The following is a 23,671-nucleotide window of genomic DNA, read 5'->3' on the forward strand; positions in this document are numbered from 1 at the left end:
GACGGGGCGATTAGCCGCCGTAAACATTAAAATCGAAATACTTTTTCGCCAGCTTGTCGTAAGTGCCGTCCGCGCGCATCTCGGCGAACGCTTTGTTCAGGGCTTCACGCAGTTCGTTGTCTTCTTTCCGCAGGCCCATACCGGTGCCAACGCCAAAGAGTTTTTCGTCCTTAATGGACGGACCGCCGAACTTGTAATCTTTACCCACAGGCTGTTTCAGGAAGCCTTCGCTTGCCGCCACTTCATCCTGGAATGCCGCGTCAATACGGCCTGCCGTCAGGTCTGCGTAGATGTTTTCCTGGCCCTGGTAAGAGACAATTTCAATCCCCTTTGGCGCCCAGTGCTCGTTACCGTAGGTTTCCTGCGTCGTACCCTGCAACACGCCCACGCGTTTGCCCTTCAGAGATTCAAGGGTTGGCTGAATGTCAGAGGATTTCGCCACCACCAGACGTGAGTCAGCCGCGTAGAGTTTGTCCGTGAAGGCAATCTCCTGCTGACGTTTTTCAGTGATGGAAAGGGAGGACATGATCACGTCGATTTTTTTGGCTTTCAGAGACGGGATCAGCGCATCCAGCGGGTTTTCAACGTAGGTACATTGCGCTTTAATGCGTTTGCACAGCTCGTTAGCCAGATCGATGTCAAAACCGACCAGTTCCCCCTTCGCATTCTTCGATTCGAAAGGTGCGTAGGTTGGATCAGTTCCAATACGAATTTTCTGCGGAATGGCTGCGAATGCTGCGGTGGCGCTGGAAAAGGCCAGTACCAGAGAAAGTGACAACACCAGTTTTTTCATATCTGTCCTCAACAAACTGTCTAAATACGAGATTTTACGACCACGGGGTGCCGTTAATGTGCCATTAATCCCCTCACTCAGGCAAAGATTAATGCCTCTGAACGGGAATTTTTGCATTTAAAATGCTTAACTATGCACACAGCGTTCCAATATGGTGCATTGCTTGCACCATACTGGAACACTCCCCCTAAAGATGCACCACATCAGTGCATCTCATTCAGGTATTAATCACCGTAGACGTTGAAATCGAAGTATTTCTTCGCCAGTTTGTCGTAGGTACCGTCTTTACGCAGCTCATTAAACGCTTTGTCGAAGGCGGCTTTCAGCTCGGTATCATCCTTACGCAGGCCAATACCGGTGCCGTCGCCAAAGTATTTTTTGTCTTTCACCGACGGGCCGGCAAAGGCGTACTCTTTACCCGCAGGCTGCTTCAGGAAGCCTTCGCTCGCGGCAACTTCATCCTGGAACGCGGCATCCAGACGGCCCGCCGCCAGGTCAGAGTAGATCAGATCCTGGTTCTGGTAGGCGACCACATCGACGCCCTTCTCGCGCCAGTTGGCGTTCGCGTAGCCTTCCTGGGTTGAGCCCTGAAGCACGCCAACATGCTTACCTTTCAGCGAGTCGATGGTCGGCTGGATTGGGGAACCTTTCGCGGCAATCAGACGTGAATCGGCAGCGTAGAGCTTCTCAGAGAAGGCGATCTCCTGCTGACGTTTTTCCGTGATGGAGAGAGAAGAGATAATGGCATCAATTTTCTTGGCTTTCAGCGACGGGATCAGCGCGTCAAAGTCACTGCCCACCCATGTGCATTTCACTTCCATGCGTTTGCACATCTCATTTCCCAGATCGATATCAAACCCCACGAAATCGCCTTTCGCATCCTTGGAGGAGAATGGCGCGTAGGTTGCGTCTGTACCGATACGAACTGTCTGTGGTAGCGCTGCATAGCTACTTGCTGCTGCACTCAAGCCCACGAGCAAAGACAGAGCCAGAACCGTCTTCTTCATACATTTACCCTCAAGAACCGTGATTTTATTATGGTTTATGTTGTGTGTTGTGTTGCAGGCTGCTCTTGCAGGTCTTATGCCACATTGTCGTCGGGTTAAAACTACGACGTTAAATATGTTAATAAAACGTTGCGATACTGCCTTAATGGTGAAAGATAGCAGGTCTGCCGAACGAACCGGAAAGAGAAAAAGGGAAAAAGCGAATTAAATGTCGAGGATATGATCGCGGTTGCAGTTTTGCCCTGAAACAGGGCAAACAGTCATTTCATGCACCTTGTTTGTGCACAGCCTCACGCCCCCTGCCAGCGGGTAAAGAGATCTTCCGGCAGGTCTATATCGAACTGATCCAGCACGCGGTTAACGGTCTGGTTGATGACATCGTCCAGCGTTTGCGGACGATGATAGAACGCGGGGACCGGCGGCATTATCACAGCTCCCAGTTCGGCTGCCTGCGTCATTAAACGCAGATGTCCCAGGTGCAGCGGCGTTTCCCGCACGCAGAGCACCAGAGGACGACGCTCTTTCAGCACCACGTCCGCCGCACGCGTCACCAGCGTGTCGGTATAGCTGTTTACGATACCGGAGAGGGTTTTAATCGAACAGGGCAAAATAACCATGCCGGCCGTTTTAAACGAGCCCGAAGAGATGCTGGCGGCGATATCGCGGGCATCGTGGACAACATCAGCCAGGGCCTGAACGTCGCGCAGAGAGAGATCGGTTTCAAGAGAGAGGGTCTGACGCGCCGCCTGGCTCATCACCAGATGAGTTTCTACGCCTGCAACGTCACGCAGCACCTGTAACAGCCGGACGCCATAAATCGCGCCGCTGGCACCGCTGATCCCTACAATGAGTCGTTTCATGATTTTTGCCCTTGCTGATTTCAGGGCTGACTGTGCAGGATTTTACGGGGAGTTGCAAGTGAGGGCGAGCCCCCTCACTTGCCGGAGCATCAACCTTCGTTGTGCATCTCTAAGCTTTCGAGATCGTTTTGCAGCTGGACGGCTTTCGCATCGTCGTTACGCAGAGAATCAAGGTAGTCGAGATACTGCTGGTCTACGTCTTTTGTCACGTAGATCCCATTGAATACCGAGCATTCGAACTGCTGAATATCCGGGTTCTCGGCGCGCACCGCATCGATCAGATCGTTCAGATCCTGGAAAATCAGGCCGTCGGCCCCGATGATCTGGCGAATCTCATCCACTTCTCGGCCATGCGCAATCAGCTCATTAGCGGTTGGCATATCAATGCCATACACGTTCGGGAAGCGAATTTCCGGCGCTGCGGAGGCGAGATATACTTTCTTCGCCCCGGCCTCACGCGCCATCTCGATGATCTGCTCAGACGTCGTGCCGCGCACAATGGAGTCGTCCACCAGCAGCACATTCTTGTCGCGGAACTCGGCACGGTTAGCGTTTAGCTTACGACGTACGGACTTACGACGCAGCTGCTGGCCCGGCATGATAAAGGTGCGGCCAACGTAGCGGTTTTTCACGAAGCCCTGACGGTACGGCTTGTCCAGAATACGGGCAATTTCCAGCGCGATATCACAAGAGGTTTCAGGGATTGGGATCACGACGTCGATGTCGAGATCGTCCCACTCGCGGGCAATCTTCTCGCCCAGCTTCGTCCCCATGTTGACGCGCGCGCTGTAAACGGAAATTTTGTCGATGAACGAGTCCGGACGCGCGAAGTAAACGTATTCGAACAGGCACGGGTTGCTCACCGGATTGTCGGCGCACTGGCGGGTAAACAGCTGGCCCTTCTCGGTGATGTAGACCGCTTCGCCTGGCGCGACATCACGCAGGAATTCGAAGCCCAGCGTGTCCAGCGCCACGCTTTCGGAGGCAACCATGTACTCGGAACGGCCATCGCCGAGGTCACGTTTGCCGAGCACCAGCGGGCGAATGCCATTTGGATCGCGGAAGGCCACCATGCCGTGACCGATAATCATCGCCACGCAAGCGTACGCGCCACGGATCTGGCGATTAGTCGCGGCAACGGCGGCAAAAATGTTGTCTGCTTCCAGCGGATAATGGCGGAAGTTATCCAGCTCGCTGGCAAAGATATTGAGCAGAATTTCAGAATCAGAGGTGGTATTAATGTGGCGACGTTTCTCTTCAAACAGCTTTTTACGCAGCTCGTGGGCATTAGTCAGATTGCCATTGTGGGCAAGCGTGATGCCATACGGGGAGTTAACGTAAAAAGGCTGAGCCTCAGAGGCGCTGGAACTGCCAGCAGTAGGATAACGAACGTGACCGATCCCCATATTACCTTGCAGACGCTGCATATGGCGGGCTTCAAACACATCGTTTACCAGGCCGTTCGCCTTGCGTAAACGGAAGCAGTTGTTTGCATCAATGGTGATGATACCCGCAGCATCCTGCCCACGGTGCTGAAGCACCGTTAACGCGTCATAAATCGACTGGTTTACCGGCATGAAACCGGCGATACCGACAATACCGCACATTCGTCTTTTCCTCGTTAAGCCACATCTCAGGGTTTATGCCCTGGGCAAGAAACTCGACGAGCTTTGCAGATAGTCAAAGAACCATCTGATGATGAAGCTGAACTCCGGAATGAGCTGCGATTTTTGCCAGTTTTCACTTTTGGAGAACCCGGTAAAGGTATCCAGGAAGAACAGGATCGCGGCCACAATCAGCACGCCTCGCAACGCGCCGAAACAGATGCCGAGCACCCTGTCCGTTCCTGACAGACCGGTTTTCTCGACCAGCTGACCTATCACGTAATTGACGATAGCGCCGACAATCAGCGTCGCGATAAACAGCACCGCGATGGCGATTCCGTTTCGGACCAGTTCATCTTCAAAGCCCGTGAACCAGACAGACAGGTAAGTGTAGTAATGACTGGCAACAAAGAAAGCACAACCCCAGGTTACCAGCGATAACGCTTCACGAACAAAGCCACGGATCAGGCTAACCAGACAGGAAAAACCAATCACCGCAATGATGGCGTAATCAATCCAGACCATATGTGTCCCACGATTAAACGCCCTGTCATCCAGTTCGGGGCGAATTCTAACAGAAAAAGAAAACGTTTGCGTAGGGATTTCCTTCCCACGCGTAAATAAAAAAGGCGCTGAAAAAATGCTCAACGCCCCTCCGCCTGACGTCTCTGTGGACGTCTGCTTTCTCCCCCTCACCCTAACCCTAACCCTCTCCCCAAAGGGGAGAGGGAATTATTTGCACCCTCTCCCCTTTGGGGAGAGGGCCGGGGTGAGGGGAGCCTTATCAGTTTGCGCTGTAGTTCATCACCACACCGCTCAGCCCGGAGATCTGCTTCAGCTCGCCAAGCGAACCTTTGAGCTTATCTTTAGACGCATCCGGCCCCACGAGGATACGGGTAATTTTACCCTGTACCGGCGTGGTGGGTGAAGTATAAACACGGTATCCCGCGCCGCGCAGTTTACTCACAATCTCATTGACCTTATCTGCATTTTTCAATGCACCGAGCTGAACGACATAGGCTTTGCCGGTAGGGGCCGCGTCCTGTTTCGCCGGCGGTGGCGTTTCTGAAGCGGCTGCCAGTTGCTCGGCCGCTTTATCCCGCTGCGGTTTCGGCTGCGGCTTCTCCACCGGTTTCGGCTTCTCAACAGGCTTAGGCTGTTCTACCGGCACCGGATCAATCTCGATGTTATTGTTCGTCGCCAGACGCGACGGGTCAAGAGACGGCGCGGCTGCATCACCTGCGCGCACCTCTTCCGCTGCGCCTTCAGGCGGCTGGGCTGGCAGCGCCTGCGTTGCCGCTGGCAGCATATCGGGCTCGTCGCGATCGCCCGGTTTGGGTACCAGCGGAATGGCCGCAAATTCATCCTGGTAATGCTTTTTCTGCCCGTCGAGCAATCCCGGGAGAATAATCACCCCGAGCGCGACCAGCACAATGGTTCCTGTTAAACGGTTCTGAAACTTACTCGCCACCGGTTCTCCCCGCGTCCATCACTTCCATGACATGTGCCACCGTGTGGAATGACCCACACACCAGCACGGTATCTTCTGGTTTAGCCTCCGCCATCGCGGCACGCCAGGCCGAAACCACACTGCTGTAGATTTCGCCTTTGCCGAGATGTTCCATCAACTGCTCAGCAGTCGCGCCGCGCGGCCCTTCCAGAGGAGCACAATACCAGCTATCGACCACACTCTCCATGCAGGCCAGCGTGCCGCCGATATCTTTATCATGAAGCATACCGATAACCGCCAGCACGCGCCCGGTTTTTGGTAACGATTTGAGACGTCCTGCGAGGTACGCCGCCGCATGCGGATTATGTGCAACATCCAGAATCAGACGCGGTGACTCACTCACAATCTGAAAACGTCCCGGCAGCAGTGCGTTCTGAATGCCATCGCGGATTGCCTGCTCGCTCACCGCTAACCCGCTGGCGCGCAGGGCTGCCAGCGCAGTCGCCGCGTTAGGCTGTGGCACCTGCGGCAGCGGCAGATTCTCCAGCACGCCCTGCGCATCGCTGAAGCGCCAGCCGTTGTCCTGCACCTCATACTGCCAGTCCACGCCGCGACGCAGCAGACGAGCACCCTTCTCTTTCGCCACTTCAGCGATGGTATGTGGCATGTCCGGTTCGCCAACCACGGCAGGCTTATCGGCCCGGAAAATACCGGCCTTCTCACGGCCAATGCTTTCGCGGTCGGGCCCCAGCCAGTCGGTGTGATCCAGCGCGATGCTGGTGACGACGGCGACATCCGCATCTACCATATTTGTGGCATCCAGACGTCCACCCAGACCCACTTCCAGGATCACCACGTCCAGCTGCGCCTGCTTAAACAGCCACAGCGCCGACAGGGTGCCGTATTCGAAATAGGTTAATGAGGTATCGCCGCGCGCGGCTTCGATAGCGGCAAACGACGCCGTATGGGCCGATTCGGCCAGCTCGGTGTTTTGCACCCGCACCCGCTCGGTGTAGCGCACCAGATGCGGCGAGCTGTAAACGCCTACCTTATAACCGGCTGCCATCAGGACAGATTCCAGCGTGCGGCAGGTGGTGCCTTTACCGTTAGTGCCGGCCACGGTAAACACGAAAGGCGCAGGTTTCAGCACGTCAAGGCGCGCGGCAACCTGGCTTACGCGCTCAAGGCCCATGTCGATAGTTTTACTGTGCAGGTTTTCCAGATAAGAAAGCCACGCGGCCAGGGGCGACGTGGCTTGAGGAATGCTTTTATTTTCCATGATGCCCGGTTGTCATTAACGGTTTAGAAAGCAAAAGGGCAGCGCCATTTGGCCCTGCCCTTTTCAGTTATCAGGCCTCGGGTTCCTGATCCGGTACCACCACGCCTTCGCGCGGCTCGTCCGGGCTCGGCGACGGCAGATTCATCAGCTTCGCCAGGACGCTTGCCAGTTTGAGGCGCATCTCCGGGCGGCGGACGATCATGTCGATAGCACCCTTCTCAATGAGGAACTCACTGCGCTGGAAGCCCGGCGGCAGTTTCTCACGTACGGTCTGCTCGATAACGCGAGGACCGGCAAAGCCGATCAGTGCTTTTGGCTCAGCGATGTTCAGGTCGCCCAGCATCGCGAAGCTTGCAGAAACGCCGCCCATGGTTGGGTCGGTCAGTACCGAGATGTACGGCAGACCGCGCTCCTGCATTTTCGCCAGCGCGGCAGAGGTTTTCGCCATCTGCATCAGGGACATCAGCGCTTCCTGCATTCGTGCGCCACCGGAGGCGGAGAAGCAGATCAGCGGGCAGTTGTCTTCCAGCGCCTGCTCAACGGCACGCACGAAACGCGCACCAACAACAGAGCCCATTGAACCGCCCATAAAGGCGAACTCAAACGCGGCGGCAACCACCGGCATCTCATGCAGGGTGCCTTTCATGACGATCAGCGCGTCTTTCTCGCCGGTCTCTTTCTGTGCAGAGGCCAGACGATCTTTGTATTTTTTGGAGTCGCGGAACTTAAGCACATCTTTTGGCTCCAGTTCGCTGCCCAGTTCTACCAGAGAACCTTCGTCCAGCAGGCTATGCAGGCGGTTGCGCGCCGACATACGCATATGGTGGTCACACTTCGGACACACCTCAAGATTGCGTTCCAGCTCTGCGCGATACAGAACCTGGCCGCAGCTATCACACTTCGTCCATACCCCTTCAGGAATGCTCGCTTTACGCGTTGGGGTAATGTTGCTTTTAATTCGTTCAATCCAGCTCATTGATAACCTTTCTGCCTGAACCTGGTCGTATGCCAGTTTTGCTGTAAGAGGCGAATAATGCCATTTTTGCCTCCAACAGACCATGAATGTTGCACATTAAAACATAACAGCCCGAAACTTTGGATAAAAAAGTGGTCGAACCGCCAGCGTGCATTTACTTCGCTTGTTTTGCCGCCGCGCGTTTGTGACGAATAATTTCGATCACACCCGGCAGAACGGAAAGCACAATAATCGCTACAATCAGTAACTTAAGGTTTTCCTGAACCACCGGCAGATCGCCAAACAGGTAGCCCGCATAGGTAAACAGCAGTACCCACAGCAGCGCGCCCACCACGTTGTACATGGCAAAATGACGATAGGACATGTGACCCATTCCCGCCACAAACGGTGCAAATGTGCGCACAATAGGCACAAAACGGGCAAGGATAATGGTTTTACCGCCATGGCGCTCATAGAACGCATGGGTCTTATCTAAATAACTGCGGCGGAAAATCTTCGAGTCCGGATTACTGAACAACCGCTCGCCAAACACCCGCCCGATAGTGTAGTTGACCGCATCACCAATAATCGCGGCGATGATCATCAGGACGACCATCAGATGGACATTCAGGTCATTCGTTGGCAGTGCGGATAACGCGCCCGCCACGAACAGCAGTGAATCTCCCGGCAGGAACGGCGTAACCACAAGGCCGGTTTCACAGAACAGAATGAGGAACAGAATGGCGTATACCCAGACGCCGTACTGCGCGACCAGCTCCGCCAGGTGAACATCAATGTGCAGGATGAAATCAATCAGAAAACGTATTACGTCCATATTGTCTAAGCCCTAATTGCGCCTTTGTTTAGTCCGCTAAAAACAGCGGGCCCATTGGCGGTTTTGGCAGGTCGAACCGGTCCGGATAATCCACCGAAACCAGATACAGACCTTCCGCTTTCGCCGTTGCTGCCGCAAGCGTTCTGTCCTTCGCTGCCAGCAGTTCTGCAATCCAGCTCTCCGGCTGGTGTCCGGCGCCCACTTCCATCAGGCTGCCTACAATATTCCGCACCATATGATGTACAAAGGCATTGGCTTTGATATCCACCACCACATACGCGCCATAACGACTGACGTTAATGTGCATGACGTTACGCCACGGCGTACGGGACTGACACTGCACCGCACGAAACGACGTAAAATCATTCTCTCCAATCAGACACTGCGCCGCACGCTGCATACGTTCTGCATCCAGCGGTTCATAAAAATGCGTCACGCCCTGGCTTAACACCGCCGGGCGCAGGCGCTGGTTGTAGATGACATAACGGTAGCGCCGCGCCGTCGCGCTGAAACGCGCGTGAAAATCATCCGGCACAGCTTTCACCCAACGCACGGCAATGTCACCAGGCAAATTCGCATTTACACCCAGCGTCCAGGCCGCGTCTTTGCGCACGGCGGTGGTGTCAAAATGCACCACCTGCCCCGTACCGTGAACGCCGGCATCGGTGCGGCCCGCACAGAAGACGCTTATCGGTTCATTCGCCACCTGAGAGAGCGCTTTCTCCAGCTTCTCCTGGACGCTGCGCACCTCATTCTGCCGCTGCCAGCCATAGTATTTACTGCCATCGTATTCAATGCCGAGGGCAATTCTGTGGACCGGCTTTTGTTCCACATCTGACATCAGTACAGATACTCCTGCACCAGTTTTTCCGCGATTTTGACCGCCATCAGCGCGCCGCCAAAACGCACGTTGTCGGCAACGGACCAGAACTGCACCTGCTCAGGCATACCGTAATCGTTACGCACGCAGCCCACAGAGAGATGCGCGCTGCCGGTAGCGTCGCCCACCTGCGTCGGGAATTCACTCTCTTCGGACAGGACAAGGTCCTCTCCGCGGCCAAACGCGTCGCGGGCTTCTTCAGCCGCCAGCGGACGCAGGGCTTCAAACCCGACCATCTGCGCGTGGCCGTAAAAGACCGGAGACTGCACGACGTTCGCGGAGATCATCAGACCGTCATCCTGCAGAATTTTGCGTGCTTCATCGACGATACGACGCTCTTCCCGCACCGAACCTTCACGATCCGGCAGCAGCGGCAGCATGTTGAACGCCAGCTGGCGGCCAAAGAAATCATCTTCGTCGATCGGGATACCGTTCAGCAGCTTCGCGCTCTGCCCTGCCAGTGCGTCTACGGCTTTTTTGCCGTTAGCGGAGGCTGACAGCAGGCTGGTCACGGAAATACGCGACAGGCCACCGTCGTCGATCAGCGGCTTCAGCGCGGTCAGCAGCTGGCTGGTGAGGCTGTTCGGTACTGCAATGATATTGCGGTTGCGGTAGTCAGCCAGCACAAACGGGTTGACGTCCGGCACCACCAGCGGCACATCCGGCTCCAGGGAGAACAGGCCGCTCAGGTCGATCACCAGACAGCCTGAATTGGTCGCTTCTTCAATGTAGGATGCCGTGGCTTCCGCACCTGCGGCAAAAAACGCCAGCTGAGCCTGTGTCCAGTCAAACGCGGCGGCATCCTGCACCATCACGGATTTCCCGCCGAAACGCAGATGTTCTCCTGCGCTGTCGGTACGCGCCAGCGCGTAAATGTCGCCCACCGGGAACTGACGCTCAGCAAGGGTTTCAAGCAGGGCTTCGCCCACGGCGCCAGTGGCACCCAAAATGGCAATGTTCCAGCCTTCAGACATGGTGGTTTACTCCAGAAATAAAAAAGCGTCCCTGCCGGAATATCCGACAGGGAGCATTAAGAAGACATTAACGTGCCGGGTGGTGAACGGCGTTAAATCCCAGCTGATGCAACAGCGCCGCCGCGGGGGCGTCATCGCACATCACATACAGGGAGGACCACTCGCGGCGCTCAAGGTAATTTTTGCGCAGCTTGTCAAACTCACCCGGAATACCCGCCACTTTACGCAGCAGCGCGTCATCGCGGCGCACATCATACACCAAATGCACCAGTCTTTTCAGCGTTGCCTCATCCAGCGGTCCATGAAGGGTAATGCGACCAAATTCCGGGGCGGGCAGCAGCGTATCCAGCGCGACCTGCTGCGGATGGCCGATAAAGGCGCTGTAAGCCTCAAACACCTGGGTTGTGCCACGCGCTTTGCCTTCAAGGGTATAACCCGCGATATGTGCGGTACCCACGTCCACCTTATTCAGCAATGCGACGTTGAGATCCGGCTCTGGCTCCCAGACGTCCAGTACGACGCTAAGATCTTGTCCCTCGTCGAGACATGTCAGCAGCGCCGCGTTATCCACCACCGGTCCCCGGCAGGCATTTATCAGAATAGTGCCAGCCTTCAGACGGCGGATCAGCTTTTCGTCGGCCAGGTGCAGAGTCTTGTACGGCCCTTCTTTAAAGAGCGGCGTATGGAAGGTGATGACGTCGCACTCGTCGACCAGCTCATCCAGCGTGCGGAAATCGCCCTCATCGCCGTTATCCTTACGCGGCGGATCGCACAGCAGAGTGCGGATGCCCCAGGCTTCCAGACGCTTTTGCAGACGTCCGCCCACGTTGCCCACACCCACAATCCCGACGGTGCGGTCTTTCAGCGCAAAACCATCGCGCTCTGCCAGCATCAATAGCGAGGAGAATACATATTCCACGACGGCAATGGCGTTACAGCCTGGTGCCGCGGAAAAACCAATCCCCGCCTGCTTAAGCCACTGGTCATCCACATGATCGGTCCCGGCCGTTGCCGTCCCGACAAATTTAACCCCTTTGCCGGTGAGCAGCGCCTCATTTACTTTGGTCACCGAGCGCACCATCAGGGCGTCTGCATCGTCCAGTTCGCTGACCGGAATCGGGCGACCAGGGACAGCCTTAACCTCACCCAGGCGGCTGAACAGCTCACGGGCGTAAGGCATATTTTCATCAACGAGGATTTTCACGTCTGAGTACCTGTTTGAGAGGAAGTAAACCTGCCAAGTGTGCCATAATCTCGCCGCCGGGCATATATCTCCGCCCGGTTACGCAGAGTTTGACTTTAAGGATTTTTGACGATGCAGCCCATTTCAGGTACGCCTCCGCGCCCTCCGGGTGAAGGCCCCGTAACGCCCAACACGCCAGGCGAACAACCGCTCTCCACGCAGCAACGCACCGTACTGGAGCGTCTTATCACGCGTCTTATTGCGTTGACCTCACAGCAAAACGCAGAGGTATGGGCCGGCGTTAAGCACGATTTGGGCGTCAGAAACGATGCGCCGCTACAGTCGCGCCATTTCCCTGCCGCCGAACAAAACCTGAACCAGCGTCTTACCAGCGCACAGCAGCAACATACTACCCGCCAGATTATCTCGCAGCTGACCGAGCTGTTGGGCCAGGGGAATAATCGTCAGGCAGTGAGTGATTTTATCCGTCAACAGTACGGTCATACCGCCCTGAGCCAGCTTTCGCCGGAACAGCTGAAAACCGTGTTGACCCTGCTGCAAAGCAATCAGCTTTCTATCCCGCAGCCGCAACAGCGCCCGTCTACAGAGCGGCCATTACAGCCTGCGGAGCATAATACGCTCAAGCAGATGGTCACTAAGCTGGCTGCCGCCACCGGCGAACCGACAAAGCTTATCTGGCAATCCATGCTGGAACTTTCCGGTGTGAAAGCGGGCGAGATGATCCCGGCAAAACAGTTTACCCATCTGGTCACCTGGCTCCAGGCGCGTCAGACGCTCAGCACCCAGAGCGCTCCGACCCTGCACAGCGTACAGGCGGCACTGAAACAACCGCTGGAACCGCACGAGTTCGATATGATCCGGGATTACGCCCAGCAGAGCTGGCAGGCGACACCGCAAACGGTGCTGACCACCGCGCAGGTACAGGATTTACTGAATCAGATCTTCATTCGCCGCGCCGAGCGGGAAGGCGGTGTACCGGAGGTAAGAAACATTCAGCCGATCTACAACCCGCTGTTTGCCCCCGTTGTTGACACGTTCAAAACGCTTTCTGCCCGTCCGGGATTGATGTTTATCGCGTTGCTGATTGCGCTGGCGATTTTCTGGCTGGTTGCTTAAAACTGCCGGGTGGCGGCTACGCCTTACCCGGCCTACGGTTCGCGCGGTTGTAGGCCCGGTAAGCGGAGCGCCACCGGGCAAAAACTACGACCTGCGAAACGCCACCAGCGTCACCACAATCCCCACTACCGCTGACACCGCACCGGCGAGAAATACGGAAGGATAGCCAAACGACGTTGCAAGCAGCCCCGCCAGCGGCCCGGTGATGCCGTAAGAGATATCCTGAAACGCCGCATAGCCGCCCAGCGCCGTGCCGCGCACCTGCGGAGCCACGCGCTTCACCACTTCAACGCCCAGCGCCGGGAAGATCAGCGAACAGCCGCAGCCGGTTAACGCTGCACCCAGCAGCGCAACGGATGCGGACGGCGCCTGCCAGAGCAGTACCAGACCCGCGGTCTCAATGACCAGTGACGCCACCGCCACCTTCACGCCGCCAAAGCGATCCGGCATCCAGCCAAACAGCACGCGCATCAATACAAACGCGCCGCCAAAAGCCGTCAGCGTAAAGCCCGCCATCGCCCAGCCGCGGCTCATGAAATAGAGGGAGACGAAGGTACCGATAACCGCAAAGCCCACTCCCTGAAGCGCCAGCCCAAGCCCCGGTTGCCAGATTTGCCCCACCACGCTCCACAGCGAAGGACGCTCGCCTTTATGGGCGGGCACCTTGCGCACCGAACCGTTAAACGCCCACGCCAGCAGCGGTAATACCATGGTGGTGCCTGCCAGCGCCGCAAAACCAAACTGGCTGTGGATCAGCAGCCCCAGTGGTGCGCCTGCCGCCAGCGCGCCGTAAATCGCCATCCCGTTCCAGGACATCACTTTTCCGGAACGCGCAGGTCCCACCAGCCCCATTCCCCATGTCAGGGTGCCGGTCAGCAGCTGGCTTTCGCCAAAGCCGAGGATCAGGCGCCCCGCCACCAGCAGCGCGAATTTATACGCTGCATCTATCGGCAACAGCGCCGCCAGCAGCCAGGCTCCCCCCGCCAGCCCGCAGGCAAACATGCCCTGCAACGCCGAGCGTTTTGCGCCGTGCTGATCCGCCAGGCGACCGGCGTAGCCCCGGGTTAATACGGTCGCTAAAAACTGAATGCCCACCGCAATACCGACCATGGTGTTGCCATAGCCCAGCTCCTGGTGAACGAACAAGGGGATCACCGGCAGCGGCAGACCAACGGTCATGTAGGTCAGAAACACCGCAAAGGCGATGCGGAAAAGGGAAAGGTTCCCGGAAGGAGCGCTCTTCTCAGGGGTAACAGCCTTCATGCATAACTCCGTGTTCAGGCATAAAAAAAGGGAGCCGCGTGGCTCCCTTCTACTATATCTTCAAACGCTTACGCTTTCAGCTTACGCATCACCAGCGTGGCGTTGGTGCCGCCGAAACCGAAGCTGTTGGACATAACGGTCGTCAGCTCACGTTCGGTGGTTTCGGTCACGATGTTCAGGCCTGCCGCCTGCTCGTCCATCTCGTCGATGTTGATGCTTGGCGCGATAAAGCCGTTTTCCAGCATCAGCAGAGAGTAGATCGCTTCCTGCACGCCCGCCGCACCCAGAGAGTGACCGGTCATGGCTTTGGTTGCAGAGATCGCCGGACTGTTGTCGCCGAACACTTCACGGATCGCACCCAGCTCTTTCACGTCGCCTACCGGCGTTGAGGTGCCGTGAGAGTTCAGGTAGTCGATTGGGGTATCAACGCCGTGCATCGCCATCTTCATGCAGCGCACCGCGCCTTCGCCGGATGGAGCAACCATGTCAGCGCCGTCAGACGTTGCGCCGTAGCCCACGATCTCAGCGTAGATGTGCGCGCCACGCGCCAGCGCGTGTTCCAGCTCTTCAACCACAACCATACCGCCGCCGCCAGCGATAACAAAACCGTCGCGGTGTGCATCATAGGTACGGGATGCTTTGTCTGGCGTTTCGTTGTATTTGGTGGACAGTGCGCCCATCGCGTCGAACTCACAGGCCATTTCCCAGCCCAGCTCTTCGCCGCCGCCAGCAAATACGATGTCCTGTTTGCCCAGCTGGATCTGCTCAACCGCATTACCGATACAGTGTGCGGAGGTCGCACATGCAGAGCTGATGGAGTAGTTCACACCGTGGATTTTGAACGGCGTTGCCAGGCACGCGGAAACCGCTGAACCCATCGCTTTGGTCACAACGTATGGACCGACCGCTTTCAGGCCGCGCGGGCTGCGCATGGCGTCAGCACCGAACACCTGAGCTTTAGAGGAACCGCCGGAGCCTGCAATCAGGCCCACGCGTGGGTTGTTCTGGTAAGCGTCTTCGCTCAGACCAGAATCCTTGATCGCTTCCTGCATGGAAAGATAGGCGTAGATAGAGGCATCGTTCATGAAACGAACCACTTTACGGTCAATTAAACCGGTGGTATCCAGTTTAACGTTACCCCATACGTGGCTACGCATTCCAGAATCTTTAAACTCTTCAGAGAAAGTGATCCCGGAGCGTCCTTCACGCAGAGATGCCAGGACTTCCTGCTGGTTATTACCGATGCTGGAAACGATGCCCAGGCCAGTAATCACTGCACGTTTCATTCAATACCTCTGTAAGTCGCACTATAAAAAGTTTCGAGTCGCACAATAGCGTACACTTGTACGCCGAACAAGTCCGATCAGCGATTTTCTGTGGAAATTTGCACCGATGGGCTCACATCGCTAAGATCGTGCCACTGCCTGTCGGACGAGTAACTTACGTGAAACAAAACGCCATACAACCTGCCAACCTCGAATTCAACGCTGAGGGTACACCTGTTTCCCGAGATTTTGATGACGTCTACTTTTCTAATGATAACGGACTGGAAGAGACGCGCTATGTCTTCCTCGAAGGAAATCATCTCAGCACCCGCTTCCCTGAGCATCCGCGCAGCCTGTTTGTCGTCGCGGAGAGCGGTTTCGGCACCGGGCTGAATTTTTTGACCCTCTGGCAGGCCTTCGATCAGTTTCGCGCTGCACACCTCGAAGCTACCTTACAAAGATTACATTTCATCAGTTTTGAAAAATTTCCGCTTACCGCGCACGATCTGCGGCTTGCCCATCAGCGCTGGCCGGAGCTTGCCCACTGGGCGGAACAGCTTCAGGCCCAGTGGCCACCGGCTATCGGCGGCTGTCATCGTCTGATTCTGGACGACGGACGCGTCACGCTCGACCTGTGGCTTGGCGACATTAACGACCTGACCGATAAGCTCGATGACTCAATGCATCAGAAAGTGGACGCCTGGTTCCTGGACGGTTTTGCGCCCGCCAAAAACCCTGACATGTGGAGTCCGCACCTGTTCAGCGCAATGGCACGTCTGGCACGCCCGGGCGCGACGCTTGCCACCTTCACCTCGGCGGGCTTTGTCCGCCGTGGGTTGCAGGAGGCGGGGTTTACCATGCGGAAAACCAAAGGCTTTGGCCGCAAACGCGACATGCTGGTGGGGGTGATGGAACAGGATCTGGCGATCCCGGCACAGGCACCCTGGTTTGCTCGCCGCCCCAGTGCGTCGCGTGAGGTCGCCATTGTGGGCGGAGGTATTGCCAGCGCCCTGCTCTCACTGGCGCTGCTGCACCGTGGCTGGCAGGTGACGCTCTACTGCGCTGACGAGGCACCGGCGATGGGTGCATCAGGCAACCGTCAGGGCGCGCTTTATCCCTTATTAAGTTCACACGATCCAGCACTGTTCCAGTTCTTCCCGGCTGCGTTTACGTTTGCTCGTCGCCTTTACGATAGCCTGCCGGTTGCGTTCGACCACGACTGGTGCGGTGTGACGCAGTTGGGCTGGGATGAGAAGAGCCAACAGAAAATCACCCAAATGCTGTCGCTGGGGCTGCCGGAAACCATCGCCCATGCCGTGACGGCTCAGCAGGTTGCTGAGACCGCTGGCGTCGACACCGGCTGCGGCGGAATTCAGTATCCACTCGGCGGCTGGCTGTGTCCGGCTGAACTGACTTCTGCGGCGATAGCCCTCGGGCAGTCGCGTGGGTTGACAGTGCATTATGCCCACAAGGTTGAATCGCTTATTCGCACAGCCCACTGGGAACTGCGTTTTGCTGACGGCAAAGCGTCGCAGCATGCCAGCGTTGTGCTGGCCAACGGACATCACATCACTCAGTTTACCCAGACAGCGTCATTGCCGGTTTATCCAGTCGGCGGCCAGGTGAGCCATATCCCGACCGCGCCCGAACTGAGCAAACTGCGTCAGGTGCTGTGTTACGACGGCTACGCGACGCCGCAAAATCCGTCCAACGGCCATCACTGCATCGGTGCCAGCTATCATCGCGGTGAAACAGATATGCAATACAGCGAAGCGGATCAGCAGCAAAACCGCCAGCGCCTGCTCGACTGTTTCCCGAATGCGTCGTGGGCGAAAGAGGTTGATGTCAGTGAGGGTCAGGCGCGCTGCGGCGTACGCTGCGCGACCCGCGATCACCTGCCGATGGCGGGAAACGTGCCGGACTATGACGCCACGCTTGAAGTCTATCAGGATCTTGCAGACAACAAAGAAACGGCGGTAAGTGCGCCCGTTTATCCGGAACTGTTTATGTTGGGTGGCTTAGGCTCGCGGGGATTATGCTCCGCGCCATTGCTGGCTGAAGTGCTAGCCGCGCAAATGAGCGATGAGCCGGTTCCGCTGGACAGGGTTACGCTCGCGGGGCTTAATCCGAACCGACTGTGGGTGCGGAAATTGCTGAAGGGGAAAAGGGTTAAGTAGGGTGCGGTCTGGTGTCCTCACCCTGGCCCTCTCCCCAAAAGGGAGAGGGAAGAGAAGGCGGCAACTTAGCGTTTAGCCTGCTGGAACAAATTGTCCCACATGCCCAGCACTAAAGACTGGTCGCGTGGAGACAGTTCCCCGGCCAGAATGGCTTTTTCAAGGCTGCGAGTAACTTCCGCGTGAACGGCGTCGGCAGAGTGATCGTCCCCTGCTTCCAGCGCGGCTACCGCCAGCGTCAGGTGACCACGCAGATAACCGCTGGCGAACAGCTCATCATCGCTGGCGTGTTCCACCATGTCATCAATTAACGCCAGAATGCGTGATTCAAATTCTGCGATCATCTTCTTTCCTCTGTTATAAATCTTCCGGCCACGGGAAGCATTCCGCCGTGATCTCCGGCGTATGGTAATAATTTTGTAAAGCCTCGATCAGGCGTGCCGGACGTTCCGGGATGCCTTTCTCAAGATATTCCATCACCTGCGCATGCACGCGGCGCTGGAAGACGATACGGTCTGGCTCGAAGTCGCCTTCAAGGTTGTCACAGCTGACGTTGAACGGGAAACCCGCCGCCACGCAGAACAGCCACTCCAGCGCCTGCGGTTTCACCTCCACATCTTCGAACTGCCCCTGGGTGGCGGCGTCGCGCCCGTCCGGGCAGTACCAGTAACCAAAGTCCACCAGCTCGCGACGCGCTTTCCCCGCGATGCACCAGTGCGAAATCTCGTGCAAACCGCTGGCGTAAAAGCCGTGGGCAAAGACGATGCGGTTGTATGAAACCTGGTCATCAGCAGGAAGATAGATCGGTTCGTCGTCGCCTTTAATCAGACGGGTATTAAAATCATCAGCAAAACAGCTGTCGAAGATCTCAATCAGCTGTTCGTATTTATGCGTACTGTTCATTAGTTCATCCCCAACCAGGTGAGGATCTCCTGTCCATGGCTGTCATAAAGAAGTTTGGCGCTCATCACCGCCGAGACGACAACAATCATCGGGCGGATCAGCTTTTGCCCTTTGCTTAATACCAGACGCGAGCCTGCGCGCGCGCCCAAAAACTGCCCCGCCATCATCACAAATCCGGTAGCCCAGATAACCTTGCCGCCAATGATAAACAGCAGCAGACCGCCAACGTTGGAGGTTGCGTTGAGGACTTTGGCGTGGGCGGTGGATTTGGCGAGGTTGAACCCGGCCAGCGTCACGAATGCCAGCGCGTAAAACGAGCCTGCTCCCGGACCAAAGAAGCCGTCGTAAAAACCGACGCAGCCACCGGCAATCAGCGCAAACGGCAGGCCGTGCAGTCGACGCGCCCGGTCTTCCTCGCCGAGCTTTGGCATCAGTAAGAAATAGAGGCCAATACAGATAACCAGAATCGGCAGGATCTGGCGCAGAATGTCGGACTGTACGTGCTGGACCAGCAGCGCGCCCGCCGTCGAGCCAATAAACGTCATCAGGATATTGAGCTTCTGATCGGCGAGATTCACCACTTTGCGCCGAACAAAGTAGAGCGATGAGGAGAGCGAACCGCCGCATGCCTGGAGTTTGTTGGTGGCAAGCGCCTGGGCAGGGCTCATGCCTGCCGCCAGCAGCGCCGGAACGGTGAGCAACCCGCCACCGCCCGCCAGGGCATCGATAAATCCGGCTAACATCGCAACAAAAAAGAGCACCGCCAGCAGCAGCGGTGACACCATAAACAGATCGACGAAATTATCCATTAAAGTACATGCTCATCCAGTAGCGCCTGGCAGGAAGGCGGCAACGGAGGCGGTGTCTTCTTCTCAGGCTTAGAGGTTCCAGGCTTGGCCGGTTCAAACCAGCTTTGCAGTTCGTAACCACAACCATCGCCAGGCGGTGGCAGCGGCTGATCTTCACATTCCAGGCTGTTCGCCGGGCAGCGCAGGCGAACATGCATATGCGCCCGGTGCTGGAACCATGGGCGCACTTTACGCAGCCAGTCGCGATCCGTTCCCGCATCCAGGCAAAGCTGCTGCTTTATGGCCGGGTTAACAAAGATCCGTGTGACGTCGTTATCCTCTGCCGCCAGCTTAATCATGCTGGAAATTTCCGGCGACCAGCGCGAGGCCACGACCCGTTTACCGTCGGCCGAGACCAGATCCAGCGCCTGCGGTTTCAGCAGCTGCGCTGAGCTCCAGCGCGTTTTCGGCAGTTGCAGGAAGATGTCCACATCCAGTCCGGTCTGGTGGCTGGCGTGACCGCCGTTGAAGCGACCACCTGCAGGCATCCCCATATCGCCAATCAGCATCGTCCCCAGCCCCAGGTTATGCACCTGGTTGCCAAGACGCTGAATAAACAGCACCAGGTCAGGATGGCCGAAGTAACGGCGCTGGTCGGTGCGCATCACCTGATAGGTGTCCGACTGCAGCGGAAGTTCCTGCGCGCCGACGATACACCCGTTGGAGAAAGCGCCAATGGACTGCGCGCTTCCCGCTACCGGGTGGGTGATTTTCTGCCACGGCGTGGCGGCCAGGCTTGCTCCACTGGCCAGCAGCGCCAGCAGAGCGATTGCGGTTTTTTTCATAGTTACCAGCGTGGAATGGTGGTCGACACATCCGCATTCTGCGCGCGCTGGCGCAGGAAGTGATCCATCAGCACGATCGCCAGCATCGCTTCTGCGATCGGTACCGCGCGGATCCCCACGCATGGATCGTGCCGCCCTTTGGTGATCATCTCTACTTCATCGCCTGAGCGGTTAATCGTGTGGCCCGGCACGGTAATGCTGGACGTTGGCTTCAGCGCGATATTGGCAATAATTTGCTGCCCGCTGCTGATGCCGCCCAGAATGCCGCCCGCATGGTTGCTCTGGAAACCCGCCTTCGTGATTTCGTCGCGGTTCTGGCTGCCGCGAAGCTTAACCACGTCAAAACCGTCGCCGATTTCAACGCCTTTCACCGCGTTGATGCTCATCAGCGCGTGGGCGATGTCAGCGTCGAGGCGGTCAAATACCGGCTCGCCCCAGCCAGCCGGCACACCGTCGGCCACCACGGTGACTTTCGCACCAATGGAGTCGCCCTCTTTTTTCAGGCCACGCATCAGCTCGTCCAGCGCGTCCAGCTTGTCGGCATCGGCGCAGAAGAACGGGTTAAGTTCTACCTGATCCCAGTCTTTGATTGCCAGCGGAATGTCGCCCATCTGGGTCAGACAGCCGCGGATAACGATGCCGAATTTCTGCTGGAGATATTTTTTGGCAATCGCACCTGCCGCCACGCGCATCGCGGTTTCACGCGCGGAAGAACGTCCGCCGCCGCGATAGTCGCGAAAGCCATATTTTTGTTCGTAGGTATAGTCGGCGTGGCCCGGACGGAAGACGTCTTTAATCGCGCCGTAGTCCTGGGAGCGCTGATCGGTGTTTTCAATCAGCAGACCAATGCTGGTCCCGGTGGTACGGCCTTCAAAAACGCCGGAGAGAATTTTGACCTGGTCCGGCTCGCGACGCTGCGTGGTGTAGCGAGAGGTACCCGGACGACGACGGTCAAGGTCATGCTGTAAATCGGCTTCGGTCAGTTCGATGCCTGGCGGGACGCCATCAACGATACAACCCAGTGCCAGACCGTGCGACTCGCCAAAGGTGGTCACACGGAATACCTGTCCAATACTGTTTCCTGCCATCACGGCTCCGATGTTGTTGTTTGTGTTTGAGCGTTGTGAAACGGGCCGAAGCCCGCTGGATTAATCTTTGTAAATGCTGAAGTATTCGCGTGCATCAAGCAGTTGCGTTTTGGTCAGCATAAAGACGCCGTCACCGCCGTTGTCGAACTCAAGCCAGGTGAACGGCACATCCGGGTACTGCTCTATCAGATGTACCATGCTGTTACCCACTTCACAAATCAGAACGCCATCGTCGGTCAGATAATCCGGCGCGCAGGCCAGGATGCGGCGGGTCAGCTTCAGCCCGTCAGAGCCTGACGCCAGGCCCAGCTCCGGCTCGTGACGGTACTCGTTCGGCAGATCGGACATGTCTTCGGCATCCACGTACGGTGGATTGGTGACGATCAGGTCGTATTGCAGCGTCGGCAGGTCGCGGAACAGGTCAGAGCGGATAGGCGTGACGTGATGGATCAAGCCGTGCTCTTCAATGTTGTGTTCGGTGACGGCCAGCGCGTCGGTGGAGATATCGACGGCGTCCACTTCCGCTTCCGGGAAGGCGTACGCGCAGGCAATCGCGATGCAGCCGCTGCCGGTGCACATATCAAGAATATGCTGCGGCTGATGGTTAATCAGGCCGTCAAAGTGGTTGTTGATCAGCTCGCCAATCGGCGAACGTGGCACCAGCACACGCTCATCAACATAGAACTCATGGCCGCAGAACCAGGCTTTGTTGGTCAGGTAAGCCACCGGAATACGCTCGTTCACGCGACGGATCACGCGCTCAACGATGCGGTGTTTTTCACTGGAGGTCAGGCGCGCGGTGCGCATGTCTTCCGGAATATCCAGCGGCAGGTAGAGTGACGGCAGCACCAGCTGGACGGCCTCATCCCACGGGTTATCGGTGCCGTGTCCGTACCAGATATTGGCGGCGCTGAAGCGGCTAACCGACCAGCGCAACATGTCCTGTATGGTATGCAGCTCGTTTACTGCTTCATCGACAAAAATTTTATCCACTCTTTCCTCCAGGGCATGCTCGCATAATTTTCGGCGGCTAGTTTGCCATGAAGACGGCGATAAATCAGCAATGACGCGTGTCGCTTGAGGTTAAAAAATGCGTTTAGTCGGGTACACTATCGGAAATACGAGATGAGAATGACGAATGAAAAAGAAAACATCGCTCAGCGAGGAGGATCAGGCTCTCTTCCGCCAGCTGATGACCGGGACGCGTAAAATCACGCACGACACCATTGTCCATCGCCCGCAGCGTAAAAAAATCAGCGAGGTTCCGGTCAAACGTCTGCTCCAGGAGCAGGCCGATAACAGCCACTATTTTTCAGATGAGTTTCAGCCGCTGCTAAATACGCAGGGCGCGGTGAAATACGTGCGCGAAGACGTCAGCCATTTTGAACTGAAAAAATTACGCCGGGGAGATTACTCGCCGGAGCTGTTCCTCGATCTGCATGGGTTGACCCAGATGCAGGCGAAGCAGGAGCTGGGGGCGTTGATCGCGGCGTGCCGACGCGAGCATGTTTTTTGCGCCTGCGTGATGCACGGTCACGGTAAACATATTCTCAAACAACAGACGCCGCTGTGGCTGGCTCAGCATCCGCACGTAATGGCTTTTCATCAGGCACCAAAAGAGTACGGCGGAGATGCCGCATTGCTGGTATTGATTGAGGTGGAGGAGTGGCAGCCGCCAGAGTTGCCCTGACAGGATGGCGGGAGGCACGCGGCACCCCGCCATATCGCACGTCACGTCAGATGGCTTTAGCCATCTTCAGGTTGCACGGACTCATTTGCCAGTTAAAGACCCCTTTGCCGGTTTCGTCGAGGGTGACGTTGGCAATGGCGGACGTTGTGAACATCGGCGGCGTTTCGCCCGGGCATAGCTCAGATACCAGATAGCCGACCAGCGGCAGGTGGGAAATGACCAGTGCGGAAGCGACACCTTCGTTGCACAGCGCCTGAAGGTAAGCACTGACAAGGCCAACATCGCCACACGGCGTGAGTTCAGGGAGAACATCCACACTGGATGGCAGGTTCATACACTCCCCTACCACATCCAGCGTCTGTTCTGCCCGCAGGAACGGACTCACCAGAACGCGTTCAATGTCCACTTTTTGACCTTTAAGCCATGTCGCCATCTGACGGGATTCGTCGCAGCCACAGACGGTTAAAGGACGTACTGAGTCACTGGCGGCATCGAGTGCCGCGTCGCCGTGACGCATGATAAAAACTTGCATATTGCACCGCTTTTGTTAACCAGAATCACCGGCGTTAACTACCCGCGATTAATGCTCTGAGGTAGAAAACCCGATGGCCGGGCATTGTGCCTGATCCATTCGGTGAATGAAACGCTGTTTTTTACCTCAATGGCGTAAGTATAGTCAATCTCTGTTTACAATTTCG

The 23,671-nt window shown here is 56.8% G+C and carries 24 protein-coding genes; 3 read left to right on the plus strand and 21 right to left on the minus strand.

Annotated elements, in window-relative coordinates; genetic code table 11:
• Nucleotides 1-10: 10 nt before the first annotated feature.
• The 12 genes from hisJ to pdxB all read right to left on the minus strand — a co-directional run bounded on the left by hisJ (nucleotide 11) and on the right by pdxB (nucleotide 11,841).
• On the minus strand, nucleotides 11-793 hold the full coding sequence (gene hisJ, locus ACOT0L_RS12650; RefSeq protein WP_003861421.1) for a histidine ABC transporter substrate-binding protein HisJ: 783 nt from the start codon (nucleotides 791-793) through the stop codon (nucleotides 11-13).
• 224 nt (nucleotides 794-1,017) lie between these two features.
• Nucleotides 1,018-1,800, minus strand: a complete 783-nt coding sequence (gene argT, locus ACOT0L_RS12655; RefSeq protein WP_015572255.1) for a lysine/arginine/ornithine ABC transporter substrate-binding protein ArgT — start codon at nucleotides 1,798-1,800, stop codon at nucleotides 1,018-1,020.
• Nucleotides 1,801-2,090: 290 nt separating this feature from the next.
• Nucleotides 2,091-2,660: a UbiX family flavin prenyltransferase gene (locus ACOT0L_RS12660; protein WP_015572254.1), complete on the minus strand. Its 570-nt coding sequence runs from the start codon at nucleotides 2,658-2,660 to the stop codon at nucleotides 2,091-2,093.
• An 89-nt stretch (nucleotides 2,661-2,749) separates the two neighbouring features.
• On the minus strand, nucleotides 2,750-4,267 hold the full coding sequence (gene purF / locus ACOT0L_RS12665) for an amidophosphoribosyltransferase (RefSeq protein WP_008502595.1): 1,518 nt from the start codon (nucleotides 4,265-4,267) through the stop codon (nucleotides 2,750-2,752).
• 33 nt (nucleotides 4,268-4,300) lie between these two features.
• Nucleotides 4,301-4,789: a colicin V production protein gene (gene cvpA / locus ACOT0L_RS12670; protein ID WP_126503352.1), complete on the minus strand. Its 489-nt coding sequence runs from the start codon at nucleotides 4,787-4,789 to the stop codon at nucleotides 4,301-4,303.
• Between the two features lie 259 nt (nucleotides 4,790-5,048).
• Nucleotides 5,049-5,735 carry a cell division protein DedD gene (gene dedD / locus ACOT0L_RS12675; RefSeq protein WP_023300639.1) on the minus strand — a complete coding sequence of 229 codons (687 nt, stop codon included), beginning with the start codon at nucleotides 5,733-5,735 and terminating at the stop codon, nucleotides 5,049-5,051.
• The gene (gene folC / locus ACOT0L_RS12680; protein WP_063138125.1) at nucleotides 5,725-6,993 is read right to left on the minus strand and encodes a bifunctional tetrahydrofolate synthase/dihydrofolate synthase; all 1,269 of its coding nucleotides are present in this window, start codon (nucleotides 6,991-6,993) and stop codon (nucleotides 5,725-5,727) included. Before folC ends, dedD begins: the two co-directional genes overlap by 11 nt.
• Before the next feature lie 70 nt (nucleotides 6,994-7,063).
• Nucleotides 7,064-7,969 (minus strand): acetyl-CoA carboxylase, carboxyltransferase subunit beta, encoded by a 906-nt coding sequence (accD, locus tag ACOT0L_RS12685; protein WP_022648854.1) that lies wholly within the window; start codon nucleotides 7,967-7,969, stop codon nucleotides 7,064-7,066.
• A 154-nt stretch (nucleotides 7,970-8,123) separates the two neighbouring features.
• Nucleotides 8,124-8,783, minus strand: a complete 660-nt coding sequence (locus tag ACOT0L_RS12690; protein WP_006811410.1) for a DedA family protein — start codon at nucleotides 8,781-8,783, stop codon at nucleotides 8,124-8,126.
• 28 nt (nucleotides 8,784-8,811) lie between these two features.
• A complete protein-coding gene (gene truA, locus ACOT0L_RS12695) occupies nucleotides 8,812-9,624 on the minus strand; it encodes a tRNA pseudouridine(38-40) synthase TruA (protein ID WP_001286071.1) in 813 nt (270 codons plus the stop codon).
• Nucleotides 9,624-10,637 carry an aspartate-semialdehyde dehydrogenase gene (locus tag ACOT0L_RS12700; protein ID WP_023306649.1) on the minus strand — a complete coding sequence of 338 codons (1,014 nt, stop codon included), beginning with the start codon at nucleotides 10,635-10,637 and terminating at the stop codon, nucleotides 9,624-9,626. Before ACOT0L_RS12700 ends, truA begins: the two co-directional genes overlap by 1 nt.
• A gap of 67 nt (nucleotides 10,638-10,704) precedes the next feature.
• Nucleotides 10,705-11,841 (minus strand): 4-phosphoerythronate dehydrogenase PdxB, encoded by a 1,137-nt coding sequence (gene pdxB / locus ACOT0L_RS12705; protein WP_023306650.1) that lies wholly within the window; start codon nucleotides 11,839-11,841, stop codon nucleotides 10,705-10,707.
• Between the two features lie 111 nt (nucleotides 11,842-11,952).
• Between pdxB and flk the strand changes: the two genes are divergently transcribed.
• Nucleotides 11,953-12,957, plus strand: coding sequence for a flagella biosynthesis regulator Flk (gene flk, locus ACOT0L_RS12710; protein ID WP_048965796.1), 1,005 nt, complete (start codon nucleotides 11,953-11,955; stop codon nucleotides 12,955-12,957).
• Between the two features lie 84 nt (nucleotides 12,958-13,041).
• Here flk and ACOT0L_RS12715 read toward each other — a convergent pair whose 3' ends face one another.
• Both ACOT0L_RS12715 and fabB read right to left on the minus strand, forming a co-directional pair.
• Complete coding sequence (locus tag ACOT0L_RS12715; protein ID WP_126503350.1) at nucleotides 13,042-14,220, minus strand: MFS transporter; 1,179 nt, start codon at nucleotides 14,218-14,220, stop codon at nucleotides 13,042-13,044.
• Between the two features lie 68 nt (nucleotides 14,221-14,288).
• Entirely contained in the window at nucleotides 14,289-15,506 is a 1,218-nt protein-coding gene (gene fabB / locus ACOT0L_RS12720) for a beta-ketoacyl-ACP synthase I (RefSeq protein WP_022648859.1), read from the minus strand.
• Between the two features lie 158 nt (nucleotides 15,507-15,664).
• On the opposite strand from fabB, the gene mnmC reads away from it, so the two are divergent.
• A complete protein-coding gene (mnmC, locus tag ACOT0L_RS12725) occupies nucleotides 15,665-17,662 on the plus strand; it encodes a bifunctional tRNA (5-methylaminomethyl-2-thiouridine)(34)-methyltransferase MnmD/FAD-dependent 5-carboxymethylaminomethyl-2-thiouridine(34) oxidoreductase MnmC (protein ID WP_126503348.1) in 1,998 nt (665 codons plus the stop codon).
• A 65-nt stretch (nucleotides 17,663-17,727) separates the two neighbouring features.
• On the opposite strand, the gene ACOT0L_RS12730 is transcribed toward mnmC, so the two are convergent.
• Genes ACOT0L_RS12730 through prmB form a run of 6 tightly spaced genes read right to left on the minus strand, consistent with a single transcriptional unit; the run spans nucleotide 17,728 to nucleotide 22,276 of the window.
• A complete protein-coding gene (locus ACOT0L_RS12730) occupies nucleotides 17,728-18,003 on the minus strand; it encodes a YfcL family protein (protein WP_022648861.1) in 276 nt (91 codons plus the stop codon).
• Between the two features lie 13 nt (nucleotides 18,004-18,016).
• Nucleotides 18,017-18,562: an elongation factor P hydroxylase gene (locus tag ACOT0L_RS12735; RefSeq protein WP_023300646.1), complete on the minus strand. Its 546-nt coding sequence runs from the start codon at nucleotides 18,560-18,562 to the stop codon at nucleotides 18,017-18,019.
• Nucleotides 18,562-19,371: a sulfite exporter TauE/SafE family protein gene (locus ACOT0L_RS12740; RefSeq protein WP_022648863.1), complete on the minus strand. Its 810-nt coding sequence runs from the start codon at nucleotides 19,369-19,371 to the stop codon at nucleotides 18,562-18,564. The genes ACOT0L_RS12735 and ACOT0L_RS12740 overlap by 1 nt, the downstream gene beginning before the upstream one ends.
• A complete protein-coding gene (gene mepA, locus ACOT0L_RS12745) occupies nucleotides 19,371-20,195 on the minus strand; it encodes a penicillin-insensitive murein endopeptidase (RefSeq protein WP_003861385.1) in 825 nt (274 codons plus the stop codon). The genes ACOT0L_RS12740 and mepA overlap by 1 nt, the downstream gene beginning before the upstream one ends.
• 2 nt (nucleotides 20,196-20,197) lie before the next feature.
• On the minus strand, nucleotides 20,198-21,283 hold the full coding sequence (gene aroC / locus ACOT0L_RS12750; RefSeq protein ID WP_022648864.1) for a chorismate synthase: 1,086 nt from the start codon (nucleotides 21,281-21,283) through the stop codon (nucleotides 20,198-20,200).
• Between the two features lie 60 nt (nucleotides 21,284-21,343).
• On the minus strand, nucleotides 21,344-22,276 hold the full coding sequence (prmB, locus tag ACOT0L_RS12755; RefSeq protein WP_022648865.1) for a 50S ribosomal protein L3 N(5)-glutamine methyltransferase: 933 nt from the start codon (nucleotides 22,274-22,276) through the stop codon (nucleotides 21,344-21,346).
• 145 nt (nucleotides 22,277-22,421) lie between these two features.
• Between prmB and smrB the strand changes: the two genes are divergently transcribed.
• The gene (gene smrB, locus ACOT0L_RS12760; RefSeq protein WP_022648866.1) at nucleotides 22,422-22,973 is read left to right on the plus strand and encodes an endonuclease SmrB; all 552 of its coding nucleotides are present in this window, start codon (nucleotides 22,422-22,424) and stop codon (nucleotides 22,971-22,973) included.
• Between the two features lie 46 nt (nucleotides 22,974-23,019).
• On the opposite strand, the gene sixA is transcribed toward smrB, so the two are convergent.
• Nucleotides 23,020-23,505 carry a phosphohistidine phosphatase SixA gene (gene sixA, locus ACOT0L_RS12765; RefSeq protein WP_003861375.1) on the minus strand — a complete coding sequence of 162 codons (486 nt, stop codon included), beginning with the start codon at nucleotides 23,503-23,505 and terminating at the stop codon, nucleotides 23,020-23,022.
• Between the last annotated feature and the right edge of the window lie 166 nt (nucleotides 23,506-23,671).

The sequence above is a fragment of the Enterobacter cloacae complex sp. XAL002 genome (genome assembly GCF_049236805.1).
GTDB classification, from domain to species: domain Bacteria; phylum Pseudomonadota; class Gammaproteobacteria; order Enterobacterales; family Enterobacteriaceae; genus Enterobacter; species Enterobacter intestinihominis.

Excerpts from the sequence above, each read along its gene's own strand:
- accD (WP_022648854.1), bottom strand. The coding sequence starts at position 7,969 with ATGAGCTGGATTGAACGAATTAAAAGCAACATTACCCCAACGCGTAAA.
- hisJ (WP_003861421.1), bottom strand. The coding sequence starts at position 793 with ATGAAAAAACTGGTGTTGTCACTTTCTCTGGTACTGGCCTTTTCCAGC.
- sixA (WP_003861375.1), bottom strand. The coding sequence starts at position 23,505 with ATGCAAGTTTTTATCATGCGTCACGGCGACGCGGCACTCGATGCCGCC.
- ACOT0L_RS12735 (WP_023300646.1), bottom strand. The coding sequence starts at position 18,562 with ATGAACAGTACGCATAAATACGAACAGCTGATTGAGATCTTCGACAGC.
- aroC (WP_022648864.1), bottom strand. The coding sequence starts at position 21,283 with ATGGCAGGAAACAGTATTGGACAGGTATTCCGTGTGACCACCTTTGGC.
- mepA (WP_003861385.1), bottom strand. The coding sequence starts at position 20,195 with ATGAAAAAAACCGCAATCGCTCTGCTGGCGCTGCTGGCCAGTGGAGCA.
- smrB (WP_022648866.1), top strand. The coding sequence starts at position 22,422 with ATGAAAAAGAAAACATCGCTCAGCGAGGAGGATCAGGCTCTCTTCCGC.
- cvpA (WP_126503352.1), bottom strand. The coding sequence starts at position 4,789 with ATGGTCTGGATTGATTACGCCATCATTGCGGTGATTGGTTTTTCCTGT.
- fabB (WP_022648859.1), bottom strand. The coding sequence starts at position 15,506 with ATGAAACGTGCAGTGATTACTGGCCTGGGCATCGTTTCCAGCATCGGT.
- ACOT0L_RS12730 (WP_022648861.1), bottom strand. The coding sequence starts at position 18,003 with ATGATCGCAGAATTTGAATCACGCATTCTGGCGTTAATTGATGACATG.
- ACOT0L_RS12700 (WP_023306649.1), bottom strand. The coding sequence starts at position 10,637 with ATGTCTGAAGGCTGGAACATTGCCATTTTGGGTGCCACTGGCGCCGTG.
- purF (WP_008502595.1), bottom strand. The coding sequence starts at position 4,267 with ATGTGCGGTATTGTCGGTATCGCCGGTTTCATGCCGGTAAACCAGTCG.
- truA (WP_001286071.1), bottom strand. The coding sequence starts at position 9,624 with ATGTCAGATGTGGAACAAAAGCCGGTCCACAGAATTGCCCTCGGCATT.
- ACOT0L_RS12715 (WP_126503350.1), bottom strand. The coding sequence starts at position 14,220 with ATGAAGGCTGTTACCCCTGAGAAGAGCGCTCCTTCCGGGAACCTTTCC.
- folC (WP_063138125.1), bottom strand. The coding sequence starts at position 6,993 with ATGGAAAATAAAAGCATTCCTCAAGCCACGTCGCCCCTGGCCGCGTGG.
- flk (WP_048965796.1), top strand. The coding sequence starts at position 11,953 with ATGCAGCCCATTTCAGGTACGCCTCCGCGCCCTCCGGGTGAAGGCCCC.
- ACOT0L_RS12690 (WP_006811410.1), bottom strand. The coding sequence starts at position 8,783 with ATGGACGTAATACGTTTTCTGATTGATTTCATCCTGCACATTGATGTT.
- ACOT0L_RS12740 (WP_022648863.1), bottom strand. The coding sequence starts at position 19,371 with ATGGATAATTTCGTCGATCTGTTTATGGTGTCACCGCTGCTGCTGGCG.
- argT (WP_015572255.1), bottom strand. The coding sequence starts at position 1,800 with ATGAAGAAGACGGTTCTGGCTCTGTCTTTGCTCGTGGGCTTGAGTGCA.
- ACOT0L_RS12660 (WP_015572254.1), bottom strand. The coding sequence starts at position 2,660 with ATGAAACGACTCATTGTAGGGATCAGCGGTGCCAGCGGCGCGATTTAT.